The 18,958-nt window shown below is 72.2% G+C and carries 18 protein-coding genes; 10 read left to right on the forward strand and 8 right to left on the reverse strand.

The window, feature by feature from the left end; genetic code table 11:
• Window position 1: 1 nt before the first annotated feature.
• The 4 genes from IOE58_RS06965 to IOE58_RS06980 all read right to left on the reverse strand — a co-directional run bounded on the left by IOE58_RS06965 (window position 2) and on the right by IOE58_RS06980 (window position 2,132).
• The gene (locus IOE58_RS06965; RefSeq protein WP_193865677.1) at window positions 2–391 is read right to left on the reverse strand and encodes a type II toxin-antitoxin system VapC family toxin; all 390 of its coding nucleotides are present in this window, start codon (window positions 389–391) and stop codon (window positions 2–4) included.
• Window positions 392–610 carry a type II toxin-antitoxin system Phd/YefM family antitoxin gene (locus IOE58_RS06970; RefSeq protein ID WP_348981911.1) on the reverse strand — a complete coding sequence of 73 codons (219 nt, stop codon included), beginning with the start codon at window positions 608–610 and terminating at the stop codon, window positions 392–394. It abuts the gene before it with no gap.
• A gap of 223 nt (window positions 611–833) precedes the next feature.
• Window positions 834–1,697 (reverse strand): DUF981 family protein, encoded by an 864-nt coding sequence (locus IOE58_RS06975; protein WP_193865679.1) that lies wholly within the window; start codon window positions 1,695–1,697, stop codon window positions 834–836.
• A 123-nt stretch (window positions 1,698–1,820) separates the two neighbouring features.
• On the reverse strand, window positions 1,821–2,132 hold the full coding sequence (locus IOE58_RS06980) for a hypothetical protein (RefSeq protein ID WP_193865680.1): 312 nt from the start codon (window positions 2,130–2,132) through the stop codon (window positions 1,821–1,823).
• 188 nt (window positions 2,133–2,320) lie between these two features.
• Between IOE58_RS06980 and upp the strand changes: the two genes are divergently transcribed.
• Complete coding sequence (upp, locus tag IOE58_RS06985) at window positions 2,321–2,959, forward strand: uracil phosphoribosyltransferase (protein WP_193865681.1); 639 nt, start codon at window positions 2,321–2,323, stop codon at window positions 2,957–2,959.
• Window positions 2,960–3,443: 484 nt separating this feature from the next.
• Entirely contained in the window at window positions 3,444–4,250 is an 807-nt protein-coding gene (locus IOE58_RS06990) for a winged helix-turn-helix domain-containing protein (RefSeq protein ID WP_228019175.1), read from the forward strand.
• Window positions 4,251–4,285: 35 nt separating this feature from the next.
• Here IOE58_RS06990 and IOE58_RS06995 read toward each other — a convergent pair whose 3' ends face one another.
• Window positions 4,286–4,840 carry a hypothetical protein gene (locus IOE58_RS06995; RefSeq protein ID WP_193865682.1) on the reverse strand — a complete coding sequence of 185 codons (555 nt, stop codon included), beginning with the start codon at window positions 4,838–4,840 and terminating at the stop codon, window positions 4,286–4,288.
• Between the two features lie 657 nt (window positions 4,841–5,497).
• Complete coding sequence (locus IOE58_RS07000) at window positions 5,498–6,244, reverse strand: protein phosphatase 2C domain-containing protein (protein ID WP_193865683.1); 747 nt, start codon at window positions 6,242–6,244, stop codon at window positions 5,498–5,500.
• Between the two features lie 120 nt (window positions 6,245–6,364).
• Between IOE58_RS07000 and IOE58_RS07005 the strand changes: the two genes are divergently transcribed.
• The 4 genes from IOE58_RS07005 (at window position 6,365) to IOE58_RS07020 (ending at window position 13,951) form a co-directional block, all read left to right on the forward strand.
• Window positions 6,365–8,002 (forward strand): MinD/ParA family ATP-binding protein, encoded by a 1,638-nt coding sequence (locus tag IOE58_RS07005; RefSeq protein ID WP_193865684.1) that lies wholly within the window; start codon window positions 6,365–6,367, stop codon window positions 8,000–8,002.
• A gap of 94 nt (window positions 8,003–8,096) precedes the next feature.
• Entirely contained in the window at window positions 8,097–11,285 is a 3,189-nt protein-coding gene (locus IOE58_RS07010; protein ID WP_193865685.1) for a DEAD/DEAH box helicase, read from the forward strand.
• Window positions 11,282–12,025, forward strand: coding sequence for an SWIM zinc finger family protein (locus tag IOE58_RS07015; RefSeq protein ID WP_348981912.1), 744 nt, complete (start codon window positions 11,282–11,284; stop codon window positions 12,023–12,025). The genes IOE58_RS07010 and IOE58_RS07015 overlap by 4 nt, the downstream gene beginning before the upstream one ends.
• 201 nt (window positions 12,026–12,226) lie before the next feature.
• On the forward strand, window positions 12,227–13,951 hold the full coding sequence (locus IOE58_RS07020; RefSeq protein WP_348981913.1) for a serine hydrolase domain-containing protein: 1,725 nt from the start codon (window positions 12,227–12,229) through the stop codon (window positions 13,949–13,951).
• 10 nt (window positions 13,952–13,961) lie between these two features.
• On the opposite strand, the gene IOE58_RS07025 is transcribed toward IOE58_RS07020, so the two are convergent.
• Entirely contained in the window at window positions 13,962–15,419 is a 1,458-nt protein-coding gene (locus tag IOE58_RS07025; protein WP_193865686.1) for a serine/threonine protein kinase, read from the reverse strand.
• An 84-nt stretch (window positions 15,420–15,503) separates the two neighbouring features.
• Here IOE58_RS07025 and IOE58_RS07030 point away from each other — a divergent pair, with 84 nt between their 5' ends.
• The 4 genes from IOE58_RS07030 (at window position 15,504) to IOE58_RS07045 (ending at window position 18,123) form a co-directional block, all read left to right on the forward strand.
• Window positions 15,504–15,788: a hypothetical protein gene (locus tag IOE58_RS07030; protein WP_193865687.1), complete on the forward strand. Its 285-nt coding sequence runs from the start codon at window positions 15,504–15,506 to the stop codon at window positions 15,786–15,788.
• The gene (locus tag IOE58_RS07035; RefSeq protein WP_228019176.1) at window positions 15,785–16,207 is read left to right on the forward strand and encodes a hypothetical protein; all 423 of its coding nucleotides are present in this window, start codon (window positions 15,785–15,787) and stop codon (window positions 16,205–16,207) included. Before IOE58_RS07030 ends, IOE58_RS07035 begins: the two co-directional genes overlap by 4 nt.
• On the forward strand, window positions 16,204–16,701 hold the full coding sequence (locus IOE58_RS07040) for a hypothetical protein (protein ID WP_193865689.1): 498 nt from the start codon (window positions 16,204–16,206) through the stop codon (window positions 16,699–16,701). The genes IOE58_RS07035 and IOE58_RS07040 overlap by 4 nt, the downstream gene beginning before the upstream one ends.
• Window positions 16,702–16,857: 156 nt before the next feature.
• Complete coding sequence (locus IOE58_RS07045; RefSeq protein ID WP_193865690.1) at window positions 16,858–18,123, forward strand: alkaline phosphatase family protein; 1,266 nt, start codon at window positions 16,858–16,860, stop codon at window positions 18,121–18,123.
• Window positions 18,124–18,131: 8 nt separating this feature from the next.
• On the opposite strand, the gene IOE58_RS07050 is transcribed toward IOE58_RS07045, so the two are convergent.
• Window positions 18,132–18,833: a hypothetical protein gene (locus IOE58_RS07050; protein WP_193865691.1), complete on the reverse strand. Its 702-nt coding sequence runs from the start codon at window positions 18,831–18,833 to the stop codon at window positions 18,132–18,134.
• Window positions 18,834–18,958: the final 125 nt, after the last annotated feature.

Genomic DNA, 18,958 nt, shown 5'->3' on the forward strand with positions numbered 1-18,958 from the left:
CTCACCAGATCCGTCGCAGTCCGCTGACCTGGTCGAACATGCGGTCCGAGCTGACCAGAGGGCATCCCCTGCGCAGCGCTTGAGACGCGAGCATGCGGTCGAACGGATCACGGTGCGCCCACGCCATGGTGCCTGCCAGGAGGGAGTCTGCACTGCTCACGGGAAGCTCTCGCGCCAACCACCGTTCGAGGTTGCGGACGTAGTCCAGGACGAGGTGCTCACCGCCGGGCAGCTTGCCAATGCGCACCTTCGTGGCCAGCTCCCACGCCGTTGCCGCGCTGACCAGGACGACGACATCGGGGTCGGCAAGAACCTCCGTGGCCGCGGAGGAGAGTCGCTCCGGCTGCGACAACCCCCAAATCAGCACATGGGTATCGACCAGCAGCTCCACTCACGCCTCCCACGCCGTGAGCTCATCCTCCGGCAGCTCGTCGAAGAAGCTCTCGGGGAGTGTGTAGGAGATGAACCCGAAGGGACGGGCCTCCAGATCAGAGCGCAGCGGTGCCAGGCGGGCGACCTGCCGGTCCCCCCGGGCGATCGTCACCTCGGCACCGCTCTCCACCTCCCGCAGCAGTGCAGACAGCTGCGTCTTCGCGTCCTGCACCTTCACCACGCGAGGGGCATCGTGATCTGCCGTGGCACCGGAACTCTCCGTTGCCCCCTTCTGCACTGCCCCACCCTGGACCCTCATCCTCCAAGGCTAAAAGCTCGAACCACCCTGGTCAACCGATCTGGTCAACTGCGGAATGCACACCCGCGGGAACTGGGCGACGAAGGGCGGTGCCCCACCGGACGCATCCGATGGGGCACCGCAGCAGGAAGGGCACAGCAGGTCAGGGGCGCATGCCCAACTCGAGCTCGTTCACGATCATTCCCACATGGGTGTAGTAGTTCAGCGCACCGAACAGCAGCAGGAACAGGCCCGCCGTTACAAGGAGAGCCACCACGAGCTTGGCCAGGCCCGGCACGACGGCCTGCTCGGTCGCAGCCGCGGCACGCGCGGCCTCGGCGTCGGACTCACGATCCGCAGCGCCGTCGGCGTCGGTCGCATGGGCACCGGCGGCGCGCTTGCCCGTGGAGGAGGCCTGGGTCACCACATGGGGGTAGCGGTGCGCATTGGCGTCGACCACGCCGTGCATGGCGAAGGGGAACAGCGCCGCGGCGATGCCGATGATCCCGTACAGGCCGGAGATGATCGCGGCCTCGAACCAGGGCCACTTGGCGAAGTAGCCGGAGATCGGCTCCCACTCGGGGGCGGCGAACAGGGTGTAGATGTTACCCGCGAACAGGATGGCGATGCAGGCCAGGCCCATGCCCACGATGAACGGGGTGAGCGGGCGCAGTGTCTCGAAGAAGTCCCGCAGGGGGTTGGTGGAGGCGCGCAGCTCGTCGCGGCGGCGCCACAGGAAGAAGGCCAGTGCGGCCATCAGCAGGCCGAAGGCCAGGGCGGGCTCGCCGAAGATGATGTTGTCGAAGGGGAGCTCCTCCAGCGGCCACACCAGGGTCATGTGCAGGCCGGTGGTGATGAGCACGGCGGCCAGCACGCCGAAGCTGAGGGCCCAGCCGTCGTAGGCGACGGGGCGGAGGGCGCCGTCGGCCGCGGGCCTGCGCATGCCCAGCAGTTCCCGCAGGAAGAGGACCAGAGTGAGCAGGCCGGCGCCCGCGGCGATGGCCATGATGGTGTTGTAGATGATCACTCAATCAACATACCCGCGGCGGGTTCTCGGTAGGTCCGACGGTGGTGTCTGATCGCTCAACAGCGCGGCGCGAGACCCCGCCGTCTGCAGGAGCCCCGCACCGCCAGCGACCGTCGGTCCCGATCAGCTGCGGATCGAGCGGGTCAGCGCCGCTCCGGCACCGAGGATCATCAGCACGCCCAGGGCGATCACCCAGCCGACGTTGTGGACGAGCAGATCCGGAAGCACGGCCGCACCGTAGAAGGAGGCCGGGATCGCATCGGTCACGGGCCCCTCACCGAGCTGCAGCATGCCGGAGCGAACGGCATCGACGGCGGTGGCGGCCATGATCAGCGCGGCCAGCACGATCGTGGTCAGCAGACCGGCGGTGCGCAGGCCGTCGAAGGCGGGGGCAGGGCGGGCGCTCGGGGCGGTCTTCGTGGTGGGGGTGGTCATCGTCTTCCCTTCCTCTCAGGGGGCGTCGTTCGTCCGTACGGGAATCACTCTTCCGCGACTGCGGCCGTCCGGGCAGAGCGCTCTGTCACCACTGTCCCCTCACATATGTCACCGGTACCTCGGATCCGCTGCCGCTTGAGGACCCTCCGCGTCCTCGCATCCCCCGGGCCTCCGGTAGATTCGGGGCCATGCGCGTCCTCGAGATCGACCACCCGCTCGTCGCCCACAAACTGACGGTGCTGCGCGACCGCTCCACGCACTCCTCCGTGTTCCGCCAGCTCGCCGACGAACTGGTGACGCTGCTGGCCTACGAGGCCACCCGCAACGTGGCCGTGGCCCCGGTGCAGATCGAGACCCCGGTGACCGAGATGACCGGCACCAAGCTGTCCCGTCCCAAGCCCATGGTGGTGCCGATCCTGCGCGCGGGCCTGGGCATGCTGGACGGGCTCACCCGCCTGCTGCCCACCGCCGAGGTGGGCTTCCTGGGCATGGTGCGCAACGAGCAGACCCTCGAGGTCACCACCTACGCCAACCGCCTGCCCGAGGACCTCTCCGGCCGCCAGTGCTTCGTGCTGGACCCGATGCTGGCCACCGGCCACACCCTGATCGCCGCGTGCGAGTACATCCACGAGCGGGGCGCCCGGGACATCACGTGCGTGACCCTGCTGGCCGCCCCGGAGGGGCTGAAGGCCATGCAGGAAGCGGTGGATCCGTCCATCGACCTCACCATCGTCACCGCCGCGATCGACGAGAAGCTCAACGAGAAGGGCTACATCGTCCCCGGTCTGGGCGATGCAGGCGACCGCCTCTTCGGCGTGGTCGACTGACACCCCCGCTCGGACCCAGCCCCTGTCCCGCTCCGCGATCCTGCGCCGCGCCGCCGGCGGTGTCGCGCCGGGCGGGCGCCTGGTGCTGCGCCGCTGCAGCTGATCCGCCCGGGCTCCGATTCGCCCTGCCTCCGTTTCGCACCGTCTCCGTTTCACAGTGTGAACACTGTCTTGCCCTTCAAGCGTCCCGGGTGCATGATCGCCGCATGACATCGATCGCCGTTCGCGTCGAGGCCGCCATCCGGGTGGCCTCCGCCATGATGCGCTCGATGATGATGATGATGATGCAGATGATGCAGCGTCAGCCGAGCCTCTGAGCGCTCGAGACACCTCCGGGGTCGGCTGACAGGAGCCGGCCGGAAGGCGCGGGTTCCAGGTGCCACCGGGAGCACACCCCGCAGATCCGCCACCGTGCGTCGATCACCGGGATCCCGGGTCCACCATCCGCCGCGCCCACCGCGCCGCACCCCGGAGAACTTGCATCATGACCATCGCACTGGACCGCACCACCTCTCACCCCCTGCCCACCCGTGGGGCGACCGCCTCCCACGACCTGCGCCTGTCGACCCCCTCTTCCCCGCGCACCGACCGCGGCGGCCGGCCCTCCCCGGCGCCCGCCCACGCCCGGGCCCTGCCCTCCGGCGAGAACGGCGTGACCATCACCGTCTCGGTCACCCTGCCCTCCGGCACCGGTGACGTCGAGGCCGCCCTGCTGGCCGACAACCTGCGCGCTCAGGCCACCCGCCTCACCTCGGCCCGCCGCGGGCTCACCACGGTGACGGTGACCAGCCCGCGCCCCTTCGTGGCCGCGCCCCAGCGAGAAGGCGCTGCCTCCCACTCGTCAGCAGGCCGCGATCAGCCCGCTGCGCCCGCGCCGCACCGGCACCGTCCCCCCACCTCCCCGGCCCGTCGGGATGCGGAGAACGCACGCCGACGCGCCTTCGCGGCGACCGCCGTCAGCCCCTCGAGCCCCTCCGCCCCGGGGGACAGCGCCCTGGTGCTGGACCTGTACGGCAGGCGCGTGCGGATCGACGGCCAGGACGTGGACCTCACCTACAAGGAGTTCGAGCTGCTGGCCCACCTGGCGCGCAATGCCCGTCGAACCGTCTCCCGCGAGGAGCTCATGACCACCGTGTGGTCCGACGCCCCCGCCGAGACCGGTGAGCGCACCGTGGACGTGCACGTACGGCGGCTGCGCACCAAGCTGGGCCGCTACCGCAAGCTGGTCTCCACCGTGCGCGGTACCGGGTACCGCCTGGACCCGGGCAGCGACGTGGCCATCCTGGGCTGAGGCTCAGGAGCGCCCCTGCTCAGCGGCTCTCCTGCTCAGGGGCCGTCCTGGCCGTCCAGCAGCACCGCGCCCCCGACGCGCGCCAGGTCACGGCCGGTGATGAGGAAGCGGTGGTACTCCTCGGTGGGTACGAAGTCGAAGAGGCCGGTGCGCTCGCTGCCGTCCCGCAGGGTGATGCTCCACCGCCCGCGGGTGCCCCCGACGTTCATCACGGTGGCGCGCGATCCCTCGGGCAGGGCGTCCAGCGGGGTCTCCGCCGCACGCAGCAGGTCGATGCGGTCGATCTGCTGCCAGGGGATCGTGGGCCCGTCGGCCGCGGTGGCCCCGGTGTGGTCCAGGCGCAGGTGCGGGTCGCCTGATCGCAGCGCCTTCTGGCCGCGGCGGGGGCGGGACCACAGTGCCCGCGTCCCGGCGGCCAGGACCACGGCGGGGATCAGCAGAAGCAGGCCCCAGCGGGTGCCGAACCAGCCGATGTACAGCGCGGCGAAGGCGAAGAACGCGCCGATCAGCAGCAGGAGCAGCGCTGGTCCGCGGGACAGCCGACGCACGGCGTCGACCCGACCGGCCTCGGGGCTCAGGGAGACGTTCACCCCGCCATGGTCTCAGGCGCAACCGCCTCGTCTCAGGCGCGGCGCATCCCCCTGGAACGGGACGAGCGGCCCGGAGCTCTGCGCCGACAGTGTCGGGGGCTCACGGACCGCTCGTCATGCCTGTCGTCCGTCAGGGGTGGGTGCGGGCGAACAGGCTGGACGGGCTGCCAAAGGTGGGGGGAACCTGGCGTAGTGCCCGTCCGGCCGCTCCCCGTGAGGGGGGTCTCGAGAAGCGGCACATCTATGAAGTTGTCAGGTGCATGAAACCCGCGGTTTCAGGAGCACGACGGGGACACTATCAGGCCCACCGGGAAGTTTCGCCTTCAAGCACTGTCTACCCCACCACACCTCTGGATCCGGCTCTCATGCATGCGGTGCGCACCCGTTCCTCAGCCGCAGCCACAGATCGCGCGAGGATCGTGCGAGCACTGCGCACACGGTCGAGTCTAGACCGCAGGGCCCCGGCTGTAAACGCTCACGGGACGATTGTTCCCGCAGGTAGAAGCGGGGCTGACGATCCTCCACCGGGGTCTCGAGCGCGGCAAGGGATGGTCAATTCTCCGCCAAGCACGGCGCGCCTTCCCCACCGCGCCGCCATATCCCCCGGGTAGAGGTCAGCGGGGGCGCCATCTCTTTGCTCACCGGCGGTGCCGTGCCTCACCAGCGCAGGGTGAGCGCGGTCGCGTCGTCGTGGATCTTGCGGGGACGCCGCGCGGGATCGAGAGCGCGCTCAGCGGCCCGCAGCTGCTCGAGCAGTTCCTCCGGCGCGGTGAGCAGGGTCTCGCTGAGAGAGGCGGGCGTGTGCAGGCCCAGCCGGTCGATCGCACGCGTGATGCCATCGCTGACCAGGTGCACGGCCCGCAGGTCCGCGAGGGGCACGCTGCCGGTCAGGGCCTCGTCGGCGGCCTCCGGCTCGTGCCGGGCCAGCCAGAAGCCGCCGGGGGCGTTGCGCATCGCCTCGACGGAGGGCGCGGAGTGGTCGGCGAGGACCAGATGGTCGACCCGGTCGTCGGTGATGCGGCGCACGGTGCCGTCGCGGTGGTGCAGCAGCACGGAGGAGTCGCACAGCACCAGGTGCTCGAGCCGGTCCTCGCACCGGCGCACGGCCACCACGGTGGCCGACGGCGACCCGGCGTCCAGATCGCACTGATCGGCGTGCAGGTCCCGCACCGCGGTGATGGCATCGGCGAGGGCCTCGCGCAGGGTGCGTGCGGGATCGCTGGCGCGCAGCAGCAGGTGAGCGGCCAGGGTGTGGGAGTACCAGGCCACCGAGTGGTGGCAGCCGGCACGGAACCGCTGCGGGACCCCGGCCCCGTCGAGCACCACGGCGACCTCGCCCAGCACACCGGCGGCGTCCTCGTCGGCGCCCGGGAGGGCCTCGTCGGTGAGCAGATGAGCGCGCACGCTGCCACTGTAGGTGCACGAATGCCGCAGGTCGACCGTAGAGTGGTGCGGTCACCGAGCACACCGCATCGGGGACGGATCCGGGCCCACGCGGGCCGCAGTCGTGGAAGGGACCGATCGATGATCGCGCAGGCGCGCATCACCTCCGACACCCGTGCGAGCGTGCACCTCGACAACGAGGTGGTGGAGGTCGAGGGAGCCGATCTGTCCGAGCTGCGGGCGAACGTGAAGCAGGTGTTCATCACCGCCGCGCAGATCGAGGGCTCCGCCCTGGACGTGGTGATCCTCGAGCCCGGGGCGCGTCACTTCCTGCGGGTGGAGCCCAACGGGCAGATCTCCCCGCGCGAGGCGGGCCCGGAGGACGAGGACCTGCCTGCGCTCCCCACCGGCGAGCGCCCCTCCTCCTCCCTGCAGCCCTCCGGGGGCGCGGCCGCCGCGCCCTCCGGTCGGCCCGGTGACCCCACGGCCTCCCCCTGGGACGCCCCGTCCTCGGCGCCCACGTACACCGGGGAGCTGCCGGTGGCACGCACGCATCGCGCGGGCCGCCGTCGTGCGCACGGCACCCACGCCTCGGCGCACTCCGCAGCGTCGGTCGCCTCCGCGCCGTCCGCGAGCTCGGCGACCTCCGCGGTCTCGGCCGCCTCCGCCGCGCCCGCGCCGAGCTCCACCCCGGGCTCGCCCCCGTCGGCTCCGTCGGCTCCTTCCGCGCCGTCGAGCGCCGGGGAGACGTGGCGTGCCCGCACGGCCGACGACGATGCCGCCGAGGCCGGAACGGCCGGGCCCCGCACGAGCGAGCCGGTGCGGCAGCGACCCGACGACGACGGCCGCCCCACCCTGAAGGACCTGCAGGCCACCACGGCCCGCAAGCCCAAGGCGAAGGCCGCCAAGGGCTGGCAGGGCTTCCTCACCCGCGCCACCGGCGGCGTGATCTCCCCGCGCCCCGGCAGGCGTGAGCAGTACGAGATCGACCGCCTGGAGCGGATCCGCCGCCCCCTGGACGGCCCGCGCAACATCGTGGTGGTGAACCTCAAGGGCGGCGCCCACAAGACCACCGCCTCACTGATGATCGCGGCCACGCTAGGCGTGACCCGCGGCGGCAACGTGCTGGCCTGGGACAACAACGAGACCCGCGGCACCCTGGGCTGGCGGGGCATCCCCACCGATCACACCCGCACCGCCGTGGACCTGCTGCACGACCTTGACCGCATGAAGGCCCCGCAGGCCAGCGCCACGGACCTGGATCCGTTCATGCGGCCGCAGGGAGCGATGCGCTTCGACATCCTGGCCTCCGACGAGGACCCGGGATCGGCTGCCTCGATCGACGCCGAGGCGTTCACCGAGCTGAACGACACCCTCTCCCGCTTCTACCGGATCAAGGTGATCGACACCGGCAACAACGTGCGGGCGTCGAACTGGATGGCTGCGGTGCGCAGCGCCGACCAGCTGGTGATCATCTCCACCGTGCGCGAGGACACCTTCAACGCCGCCGCCTGGATGATCGACGAGCTGCGGGCCACCGGCCTGCAGACGCAGGTGGAGCACGCCGTGACGATCCTCTCCCACTCCTCGAAGGGGAAGTTCGACCCGGTGCTGCGCACCCGCCTGATGAACCACTTCGGTGCGCACACCCGCGCGGTCACCGAGGTGCCCTACGAGCACCAGTTCGTGGACGGCTCCCACCTGGACTGGAACCGTGTCTCCTCCGCCACCAAGGAGGCATGGCTGGACGCCACCGCCCTGATCATCGACGGCATGTGAGCACCCGCGCTGCACGTGTGCGGCCATGCCGCGCATCGTCCACAGCGACGGCGGGAGGCCGCCCGATGTCGGTGCCGCGATCTAGTCTGAGCAGATGCCCACCCGCCGCCTGCACCTCGTCGTCGATGACGACCTCGGCCCCGCGCTGTGGGTACGGGAGCAGGTCGCTCCGGGGCGCTCGCGCGCTCTCAGCGAGCTCGCACCCGTGCACGCACACTCCCCGCACGCTCTCGCCGAGGTGCTCGCGGCGGCCCCGGCCACACTGCGGCACCGGGTGCGGATCCCCGGGGCCCCCGGCACCCCTGATCGCCGCGTCCCGGCCCTGCCCCTGGACGGGCCGGCGCTGATCGACCTGGTCGCGGCAGTGAGGGAGGGCTTGGGCGAGCGCTTCGGCACCGATGCCGTCGAACAGCTGTCACGGCTGGTCACCGAGGGTGCAGCGGTGCGGCTGGCCTCCGTGGGCCCGGCCTCCGAGCTCACCGTGATGCCGGATCTGCTGGCCGCGACAGTGCTGGACGTCGAGGCGCGCGCGCTGGTGGCGGCGCGGGACCTGCGGGTCGATGTGCAGTGGCATCACGGGCGGGCGCTGCTGCGGTGGCAGGCTCCCACCGAGCGTCGCCCGAGTCTGCTGCACGCCCTGGTCGACGCCCATGCCCGGCAGGCCTTCGCCGCGCACCTCGCGCAGTGCTCGCCCACCCCTGCAGCCCCCGGCGCGGACCGGTACGGCGTGCTGGCAGCGCTAGCCGGGGAGACGGAGCTGGAGGCCGAGGTGCCCGAGCAGCGAGCGATCGTGAGCGCGTTCGCGGCGTACCGCGACTCGGGCCGCATCGGGGTGCAGCTGACCTCCACCGACAGCGAGCTGGTGGTGCGCCTGCACGAACCCCCGGTGGGCACGGCCTGGCCGCTGCAGACGTGCCTGCGGCAGAGCGACGGCACCGTGCTCCCGGTGGCCGATCTGCGCGCGGTGGGCGACGTGCCCGCGGCCGGGGCGGCGGAGGCCACCGCCGAGGGGATGCGCCTGGCTCCCACGGTGCGGCAGGCCGCGATGGACGACACCGGCGTGGACTGGCTGCTGACCACCGCCGAGGCTGGCACGTTCCTGGCCCACGACGCCCCGGGGCTGGAGCAGGCGGGTGTGACGGTGCTGCTGCCGCGCGACTGGACCAAGCAGGCGGCCACCCTGCGGCCCCAGGTCACCGAGGCGCCCGCTGGGGAGCGCGAGTCCTCCGTGGGTCTGGGACAGGTGACCCAGTTCCGATGGCGGATGGCCGTGGGTGAGACGGACCTGACCGACGAGGAGATGTCCGAGATCCTGGCCGCACAGTCGGAGCTGGTGCAGCTGCGCGGCCGGTGGGTGCGACTGGATGCGACCACCCTGCGCGCCGCAGAACGGTTCCTGGACGAGTTCACCGATCGCGCCAAGCGCTTCCGGCGCCTGGCGGCCGAGCGGGCGGCTCGCCTCGCGGGCCTTCCGGAGCCGGAGGGGGGCGCGGCCGCCGAGGGCCCCCATGCCCCCGGCGCACCCGCGACCGGGAAGGCCGGTGCGTCGGCCGCTGACGATCGCCCGATGCCGGTGCTCACGTCCCTGTTCCCGGTGCCGGACACGGTGCCCGGATCACTGAGCGGGGTGCTGCCGTGGGCCGAACTGTTCTCCCTGGTGCTGTCCCCGCACGCCGCGGAGCTGCACCTGGGGGCAGCGGCTCTGCAGGATGCCGACAGGGCCGGCATCGCGCGCCTGCTGCCCGGCGGGCCCGGACCCCGCACCCTCCCGCAGCCGGCGACCCTGCAGGCCACCCTGCGGCCCTACCAGCAGGCGGGACTGGACTGGATGTGGGAGCTGCACCAGCTGGGCCTGGGCGGGATCCTCGCCGACGACATGGGCCTGGGCAAGACCATGCAGGTCCTCGCCCTGCTGTGCCGCGAGCGAGAGCAGGAGCCGGGGCGCAGCGGGCGCACGAGCCGCGGTGAGGTCCGCCCCGTCGGCCCCACCCTGCTGGTGTGCCCGATGTCGGTGGTGGGCGCCTGGCAGCGGGAGGCGCGGGCCTTCGCCCCTCACCTGGCGGTGCACGTGCACCACGGCGGGGATCGCATCCGCGATGAGTCCTTCGCCGCCGGCGCGGCCGACATGGACCTGGTGATCACCACCTACGCCCTGCTGGCGCGGGACCTGCCCGTGCTGCAGCGGGTGGACTGGCACCGCGTGGTGTACGACGAGGCGCAGCACTTGAAGAACGCCCACACGCAGGTGAGCCAGGCGGCACGGAGGCTGCGGCCCCCGCACCGCCTGGCCCTGACCGGCACCCCGGTGGAGAACCGTCTGGAGGACCTCCACTCGTTGATGGAAGTGGTGGAGCCGGGACTGCTGGGCAAGGCCGCCGATTTCAGCGAGCACGTGGCCTCCCCGATCTCCAAGGAGGCCGATCCCGGGGCGCTGGCCCGGCTGAAGCTGGTGACCTCCCCGTTCGTGCTGCGCCGCGTGAAGACGGACCGGTCGATCATCGCGGACCTGCCGGAGAAGCGGGAGCTGACCCGCACCGTCACCCTCACCCCCGAGCAGGCCGGCCTGTACCAGGCACTGGTGGAGGATCTGAAGGACCAGCTGGACACCGCCACCCAGAAGCAGCGGCGCTCGGTGGTGGTCTCGACCCTGACCCGGCTGAAGCAGGTGTGCAACCATCCCGCGCACTACCTGGGGGACGGCTCCCCGATGCTGCGGGAGGGGCACCACCGCTCCGGGAAGCTCGAGCTGGTGGACGACCTGCTGGAGACGGCCTTCGCCGACGGCGAGAAGGTGCTGCTGTTCACGCAGTTCACCACCTTCGGGCACCTGCTGGTGCCGTACTGGACCGAGCGCTTCGGGCTGCCGGTGCCGTTCCTGCACGGCGGGGTGGCGAAGAAGGACCGCGACCAGATGGTGGCACAGTTCCAGGCGCAGCGGGACCAGCCCGGGCTGATGCTGCTGAGCCTGCGCGCCGGCGGCACGGGTCTGACCCTCACTGCCGCCAACCACGTCGTGCACCTGGACCGCTGGTGGAACCCGGCGGTGGAGAACCAGGCCACCGACCGGGCGTTCCGCATCGGGCAGCGGCGGGACGTGCAGGTGCACAAGCTGGTCAGCGCAGGCACCATCGAGGAGCGCATCGACACCGTGCTGCTGGACAAGCAGTCCCTGGCCGATCTCACCATCGCCCCCGGTGAGGACTGGCTCGCCCAGCTGGACGACGACTCCCTGCTGGAGCTGCTGTCGCTGTCGGAGGAGGAGAAGGGCGGTGGTCCGGGGTGAACATCCAGCTGCGGTCCCGGCGCGGGCCGATCGGAAAGGGCTGGCACGCGGTCGCCCTGCGCAATGCCATGGAGACCATCCTCGGGGTGGGCAGGGCCTCGGGCGGTCGGGCGGATGCCCGCTCGGGCCGCGTGGCCTGGATCGATGTCACCACCGGCACGGCCCGCGGCGCGGTGCAGGACTCCGACGGGGAGCTGTACCGCCCGCAGCTGGACCTGCCGGCGTTCTCCGCTGCGGACACAGAGGCGTTCCTGGTCGTGGCTCGCGCCCACCCCGGGTTGCCGGCCACCATGGCCGCCGGGGAGTACCCGCAGCTGGTGGAGAAGGAGCTGTCCGCGCATGAGGTGTCCCTGCTGCCGCGCGGCCCCTCCGAGCTGTCCCACGACTGCTCCTGCCTGGACTGGCCCGGGCCCTGCCGTCACGTCGCGGCGCTGGCGTACGTGCTGGTCGAGGCGGTGGACGAGAAGCCGCTGCTGCTGCTCACCCTGCGCGGACTGCGCATCGAGGACCTGGTGGCCCCCGTGAACACGGGTCCGGTCCCGGCTGACGACGCATCGGCACCGGAATCCGACGGGCCCGGCTCGGGCGACGCCGCTGCCCCCGACGGTTCGGGCGACGCCGCTGCCCCCGACGGTTCGGGCGACGCCGCCGCTCCCGCTGGTTCGGGCGACGCAGGTCCTGCCCGCCGCTCCCCGGCTTCGACCCCCGACGAGCGGATCCCGCCCTGGTGGCCGAGGTGATGGGCGAGCACGTCGCCGCGGTGATCGCAACGTTCTACCGGGACGGATCACCCGGGGACGTCGACACCCATCCGGACGGCGACACCCATCCGGACGGCCGCGCGTAGTTCCCGAGAAAACAGTCGTCGACCGCGCACTGGCGGCGGTCGTCGTTTACTGCGGGCAACACCCTCCCGCCGGCTCGCAGCCCACGGCTGTGCTGTGCACCCGCCGCCCCGCCGCGATTGCGGCCATGCCGACTCCTGGTCCACCCGATACGGTAACAGGCATGCAGCACACAGCACCCGGCCCCGCCGCTCCGCCCCCGCCGTTCCCCAGCAGGCCATCGACGAGATCGCCGCACTGTACGAGAAGACCATCACCGACCATCAGATCGCCGGCGTGACCTGGGCGATCGTCGGGGGTCACGGTCACGACGAGGCGGTGCTGGCACACGGTGCGGCCGGGCACCGCGAGCTGGAGGACGGCGAGCCCACCCCGGGCTCCACACCGATGGGGCGCGGCAGCATCTCCCGCATCGCCTCGCTGACCAAGTCCTTCACCGCCGCGACCATCCTGGCGCTGCGCGACGAGGGCAGGCTGCGCCTGGACGATCCCGTCGAGCAGCACCTGCCGGAGGCCGCTGGCGCCTTCGACTCCCCCGCCGATGCCCGCCCCGTCACCCTGCGCGACCTGCTGTCGATGAACTCCGGCCTGGTCACCGACAACCCGTGGGGCGACCGCCAGGAGTCGATGACCCGCGAGGCCTTCGCCCAGCTGCTGCAGGGCGGCCTGGGCCGCTCGAACACCCCCGGCACCCGCTACGAGTACTCCAACACCGGCTTCGCGATGCTGGGCCGAGTGATCGACGAGATCACCGGTCGGGACTACACCGTCGAGATCCACGAGCGCTTCCTGGACCCGCTGGGCATGGTGGACACCGCCTTCGAGACCTCCGGCCTGGACCTCGCGCGCCTGGCCACGGGCCACCGCCTCAACGAGCGCAGCGACGCCACGCGCTTCGAGGCGGTGCCCTTCGACCAGCCCGGTGTGTACGGGGCGATGGCGGGCCTGTACTCCACCGTGGACGACATCGCCACCTGGGTGCGGTTCCTCGCCGCGGCCGATGCTCCTGATGCCGCTGGCCGCTCCCAGGACCTGCTGTCCACCGGATCACGGCGCGAGATGCAGCAGATCCACCGTCACCATGTGCTGCCGCCCCTGCCCGCAGGCACGGACGGCACCTCCCCCGGATTCGACCGCATCCGCGGCTACGGCTACGGCCTGGCGGTGGACGTGCTGCCGGACCTCGGGGAGCTGGTCTCCCACTCCGGTGGATACCCGGGGTACGGGGCGTTCATGCAGTGGCACCGCGACTCCGGTGTAGGTGTGGTGGCGCTGGCCAACAGCAAGTACGCACCGCTGGGAGTGCTGTCGGTGCAGGCACTGCAGATCCTCGCGAAGCACGAGCCGCGGCTGCTGGCCGACCGCATCCCCACCCCGGCCCCGCGCACCCTGCAGGCTGCCGGTGCGGCCCTGGACTGGCTGCGAGGAGCGGGCGACGCGCTGGCCGACACCTGGTTCGCCGACAACATGGACCTGGACATCCCCCGCGCCGAGCGGCGACGCCGCCTGGAGCAGGCCCTCGAGCAGGCGGGCCTGGAGCTGGGCGCGCTGGGCTCCCTCACCCCCGAGGGCGCCGTGCCTCTCAGCCAGACCCACCTGCGCTGGACCGTTCCCGGCGCGCAGCAGGAGGAGGAGTCGTCCGAGCCCACCCAGGCTCCGCGTCGGCCGGGCGCTCCTGGCGACCAGGCCAAGCACGGATCAGCGGACGGTGCACGTGACGGTGGGGACGGGGCGAAGGATCTGCGGATCGACCTGCAGATGGACCCGCGGCGCGAGGCCCTGGTCCAGGGACTGGACACCGTGGCGGTGCCGCGCGCCTGAGGGCGGGTCCTCAGCCGAAGGCGGGGCCGTCGGCGGTGGGCGCGCAGGAGAGGTAATGGCCGTCCTCGGTCAGCCCGATCACGCCCACGTCCTCCGGGACGCATTCCTGGCCCACGGTGACCAGGGCGTACGCCGAGTCGATGCTGCTGGTGGCCCCGGCGCTGCCGGAGCTGTCGAAGATCATCACCAGCACCACCGCCACGATGATCCCCAGGACCACTGCGGCGATCGCCCCCAGCGCCACCGCCATCAACGTGCTGCGGTTGCGGCCGGCATCGGGTCCGGTGCCGGTGAGCGTGCTGGTGATGGTGCCGGTGATGCCCTGGGAGCGGGTGCCCTGCTGCGTGCTCGTGCGGGTGCCGGCTGCAGTGGGGGTGCCCACGCGCGAGGAGCCCTGCGGGCCGTGGCCGCCCGGCGCGGTGCCCTGCGGCCCGCCGCCGTGACCACCGGTGGCACGCCCGCCGGGACCGCCCGTCAGACCGCCGGCCCACTGCGGGCCCGTCTGCGGGGAGGCGGATCCGGCGGAGAACCCCTGCTGGACGCGCCCTGAACGGATCGCCTCCATCGAGGAGGCGGAGACCCCGGGAGCGGGGCGCTCAGGCCTGCGCGCACCCGGAGCGTTCGGAGGCAGCGGCGGCAGCGTGTCGGTGAACTCCAGCGGGGTGCCGTCGGCCAGGGTGAGGGGGTAGCCCCGCGGTACGCGCGGCAGATCCCGGCGCACGCTCTGGGCGTCCTGGTAGCGCTCCTCGGGCTGGGCCGCGAGCAGCTTGCGGATCACGGCCGACAGCTTCGGTGTAACTCCGCGCAGGTACTGGTTGAGCTCATCGGGCCGGAAGGCGCCGTCGTGCAGCTTGATGGGGCCGTTCAGCGCCACCAGCGCCACCACGCCCGCGGCGTACAGGTCGTGGGAGGGCGTGGGCTCGGCCATTGCGAACAGCTCCGGGGCCATGTAGCCGGGGGTCCCGTTGACCATGCCCACATGGGTGAAGCGCACATCGGTCTCGTGCACGGCGATGCCGAAGTCGGCCAGGCGCGAATGCGGCCAGGCCCGGCCTCTGGGCTCGAACATGATGTTGGCGGGCTTGACGTCGCGATGGATCCAGCCCTCGGAGTGGATGTGGGCCAGGCCGTCCAGCAGCTGCTCCAGCACCACCACCACGGCGGGCTCGGCGAGCTTGCCCTGCTTCTTGACCACCGACTCGAGGGTGCCGCCGGAGACCAGCGGCATCGCGATCACCACGTGCTCGTCCTCGGCACCCCAGCCGTAGGGGGTCAGCAGGTGGGGGTGGTCGAAGCTGACGCCCTTCTCCCGCACGAACCGCATGAGGTCCGCGGAGTCGCGCTGGCGCAGCACCTTGGCCGCGCAGATCTCCTGCGTCTTCTGATCCCAGGCGCGCCAGACGGACCCGGATCCCCCCTTGGCGATCAGGTCTATCAGCGCGAAGCGCCCGACGATCACGTCTGCCATAGCCCGGCCAGCATATCCGCGATGGGGACCGGCAGTTATGCTGACGGTATCGGGGACGGGCCGCAGAGCACGAAGGGGGGACCCGTGATCGCTCCGGAGCTGCTGATCGCCGCCCCTCTGGGGGACGACTCCTTCTGGGATCCGGTGAAGGCGAACTGGTCGCTGTTCGGGATCCTGCTGGCCGGCACCGCGGTGCTGACCATCGCCTTCGTGGTGTGGCTGGTGATCCAGCCCGAGGAGCCCGATCACGACACCAAGGAGCTGGTGGACCGCGCCGTGGACCGCGACCACGACCGGGCCCGCACCATCTCGCGCCGCATGGACGCCGATGCGGGCCGGGCCGACACCTCCGAGCCCGAGCTGCGATGACACCGGGGCCTCCCCGGCCCGGGACGCCGCCCACGGGGTCGCTTCCGGCCGGGCGCGCCGCACGCGCGCTCCTGCCCCGGCGCCGTCTCACCGCGACGGTGCTGGGGATCGGCCTGCTGGCTCCCGCCGCCTGCTCCCCCGGCGCCCAGCCCGTGGCCACCGACCCCGAGCTGGCGCGAGATCCCCTGGCCACCGTCGATCAGTCCGCCTGGGACGCCCGTGAGGCGGGCGCGCTCACGGGCCTGCCGATCGAGGGCGACCTCGCCGACTTCGCGAGCTGGGAGGAGGCGGGCCTGGACGACTCCTCCGTCGCCCCGACGCGGCAGCAGCTGGTGGACTTCCTGGGCGCCGTCTACCTGAGCCCGTCGAGCTTCGCGGGCTCTCCGATGCCGAGACCCGCTCCCGGGTCGACGAGGTGACCCCGGACTTCTGGAAGGACGATCTCGCCGAGGCCTGGGACGACGGGAACCGCCACTTCTACGCCTTCGCCCTGGCCGATCCCTTCGCACCGGTGGGGGCACCGCGGATCGCCGCGAACTGGTACCGGGCCGAGGAGGGCTCGGTCCCGCAGCTGATGACCACCGGTACCTTCGCCCACACGGTGATCGACACGAGCTCGCGCGAGGTGGGGGTGGTCGTCCAGCGCTTCGCCATGCGGGTGGACCTCGGGGCTCAGGGGGAGGCGGTGCGCGGCATGCACCAGGTGACCCTGCACGGTCTCGACCTGTGCGCCACCGGGGAGGCCGGCGGCCGTCACGTACCGGCCATCAGCACCGCTCGCGCGCATCAGGACGTGCAGAGCGCCACCATGGACCAGGTGATCGCCTCCCCACGGGTACCGCGCACCGCACTGGACAGCGGCTCCGAGGATGCCCGGCAGGGCGATCGGGAGACCGTCCTGTTCTGCGACTGAGCCTCCCGGTTCGGCGACGGGGACGCGCACCCCGACCGGACTTCGTCGGCTGTTCACCTGGCCGTGGCCGCCCGGTCACCGCGGGATTCCACGTGGGAAATCCTGTCCTCGTACGTTCATGCTGCTGCCGGCGCGGGACGAGGAGGGGGGTGCACCGTGGACCAGGGCCGCACCCTTGTGATCGCTGTCGATGGGCTCGATGCCGCCGACCTGGCCGACGGGCCGCTCACCGATCCGGGATCGCCGCTGCGCGACGCCCTGCTCCGCCACGCCGTTCCTCTGGAGATCCGAACCGGCGGTCCCTCCGAGCCCTCACCGGCCCTGGTGAGCCTGATGACCGGCGCCTCGGTGGGGCACACCGGTGTGGCGATGGAGCTCGCCTTCGATCCGGCCGAGCCGGCCGTGGGGGGCGTGTGGTACCACGACGACCTGCGGATCCCCACCCTGCTGGAGGTGGCGCGGTCCCGGGGGGCGGTGACCTGCGCGCTCCAGTGGCCGGCCACAGCCGGGAGCGGGGTTGACCTGTGCCTGCCCCTGGTGGAGGACCTGCGCCGCTATCGCGACCGCTGGAGCATGGCCGAGCAGACCAGCTCCCCGCGGATGGTGGCCGAGCACCTGCGGCACCGGCGGGAGGCCGGGCTGCACCTGTCCCAGATCGAGCCCGACTCCCTGGTGGGGCAGGTGAGTGAGGAGGCTCTGTCCGGCGGCCGGGTGGACCTGGCGATGGTCCGGCTCACCGGGCTGGGTCGGGCACGGCGCCGCGAGGGGTGCACCTCCTCCGCCGCGAGGCGGGCCCTGGCGGTCACGGTGGAGGCCCTGGACCGCCTGGTGGTCGCGTTCGCCGCCACCGAGGAGGATCGGATCGTGCTGGTGCCGGGGCGTCCCCTGGTGCCCGTGGAGCTGCTGGTCCACCCCAATGCCGTGCTGGAGCGCCACGGCCTGGTGCGCACCGACGGCCCGCGGCTGGCCGGCTTCCGGGCACTGGTGTGGCCCGACGGCCCGCGCGGCGCGCTCCACGTGCGGCGCGGCGAGAGTCCCTCCGTCGGCCGCGCGGCGATGGAGGCCCTCGCCGAGGTCGCCGCGCATTACCGGCTGAGGCTGCGGCCGGTCGACGACGGGGTGGGGGCCACCGCTCAGACCGACGTGATCGCGGTGCTGGAGGGGACCCCGGGCACCGTGTTCGGCCTGTCCCCCACGCACCGCCCCCTGGTCGAGGGCGATGACCCGTACTACGCGGGGCCGCGTGCCGTGGCCGATCCCACCGCGTCCACCACGGTGCTGGGGAGCGGTCCGGGCCTGCCCGGCACGAGGGTGGAGGGCGGCTGGGCCGATCTGGGCGTGACCCTGGCGGAGTCGATGGGGCTCGTCCTTCCCGCGGCGACGGCCTCCGGGATGCGCCCGGCCGCACTCGCCGAGGCCTGAGACCCCGGTCAGCGGATCCGGCGCAGCAGATCCATGAGCGCGTCCCATCCGCGCTGCAGCGGGCCGACGGTCTCCTCAGCGAGGCGGTCGCGCAGGTCCTCGAGCGCGGGGGCGTGGCGGGCGATGTGGTGGTCGCCGTCGTGGACCGCGTCGTGCACGTCCTCTCCCTGCACCTCTCGCGGGGACACGTCGAGCGCGAGGGCGATGCCCACCCGGTCGGTGCCATCGGCGTCCAGCACCACCTCGATGGCGTCGACATCGGGCAGGCCGTCCTCCGCGAGGTCCCGTCGCAGCATCGCGAAGGCCTCGTCGAGCGCGGCGGCCCGGCCCTGATCGGCGCGGACCGCCTGACGCAGCGGCACCGCCACCAGGTTCCCGTCGACGTCCGCCACGGAGGAGATCACCTCGTGCTCACCGGCGGGCCGGCCCTGGTCGTGCAGGGCGATCCTCTGCACCACCAGGCGCAGCACGCCGCTGGGGGCGCAGGGGCCGAGCACGTCCCGCAGCCGCCCCGGAGCGGCGGTGCGGCCCTGCCACAGCACGTACTGTCCGGGGGCAGGTTCCTGGCTGGTCACGGGCACATGGTAGCTGGCCATCCGATGTCTCAGTCGGTGGGTTCGCAGCTCGTCGTACAGGGCCGTGCGGTGGGTGAGCGCCTCCTGGTCGTGCACCAGGACGTGGTAGTAGTCGTTGGGCTTCTGGTTATGCATTGTTCGTGTCGCAAAGTTCTGCTTATACACGCAGGTCCTAGGCCATAAGAGCGCACTTCATCGGTGATCACGGTTTCGCAGGAGCGGTGCTGCGCGCTTCCTGTCATGATGAGAAGTCCGTTCAC

Origin of the sequence: Brachybacterium epidermidis (assembly GCF_015209585.1) — a bacterium.
In the GTDB taxonomy this organism is placed as follows: Bacteria; Actinomycetota; Actinomycetes; order Actinomycetales; family Dermabacteraceae; genus Brachybacterium; species Brachybacterium epidermidis.

Excerpts from the sequence above, each read along its gene's own strand:
- IOE58_RS06980 (WP_193865680.1), bottom strand. The coding sequence starts at position 2,132 with ATGACCACCCCCACCACGAAGACCGCCCCGAGCGCCCGCCCTGCCCCC.
- upp (WP_193865681.1), top strand. The coding sequence starts at position 2,321 with ATGCGCGTCCTCGAGATCGACCACCCGCTCGTCGCCCACAAACTGACG.
- IOE58_RS06990 (WP_228019175.1), top strand. The coding sequence starts at position 3,444 with ATGACCATCGCACTGGACCGCACCACCTCTCACCCCCTGCCCACCCGT.
- IOE58_RS07005 (WP_193865684.1), top strand. The coding sequence starts at position 6,365 with ATGATCGCGCAGGCGCGCATCACCTCCGACACCCGTGCGAGCGTGCAC.
- IOE58_RS07010 (WP_193865685.1), top strand. The coding sequence starts at position 8,097 with ATGCCCACCCGCCGCCTGCACCTCGTCGTCGATGACGACCTCGGCCCC.
- IOE58_RS07025 (WP_193865686.1), bottom strand. The coding sequence starts at position 15,419 with ATGGCAGACGTGATCGTCGGGCGCTTCGCGCTGATAGACCTGATCGCC.
- IOE58_RS07035 (WP_228019176.1), top strand. The coding sequence starts at position 15,785 with ATGACACCGGGGCCTCCCCGGCCCGGGACGCCGCCCACGGGGTCGCTT.
- IOE58_RS07050 (WP_193865691.1), bottom strand. The coding sequence starts at position 18,833 with ATGCATAACCAGAAGCCCAACGACTACTACCACGTCCTGGTGCACGAC.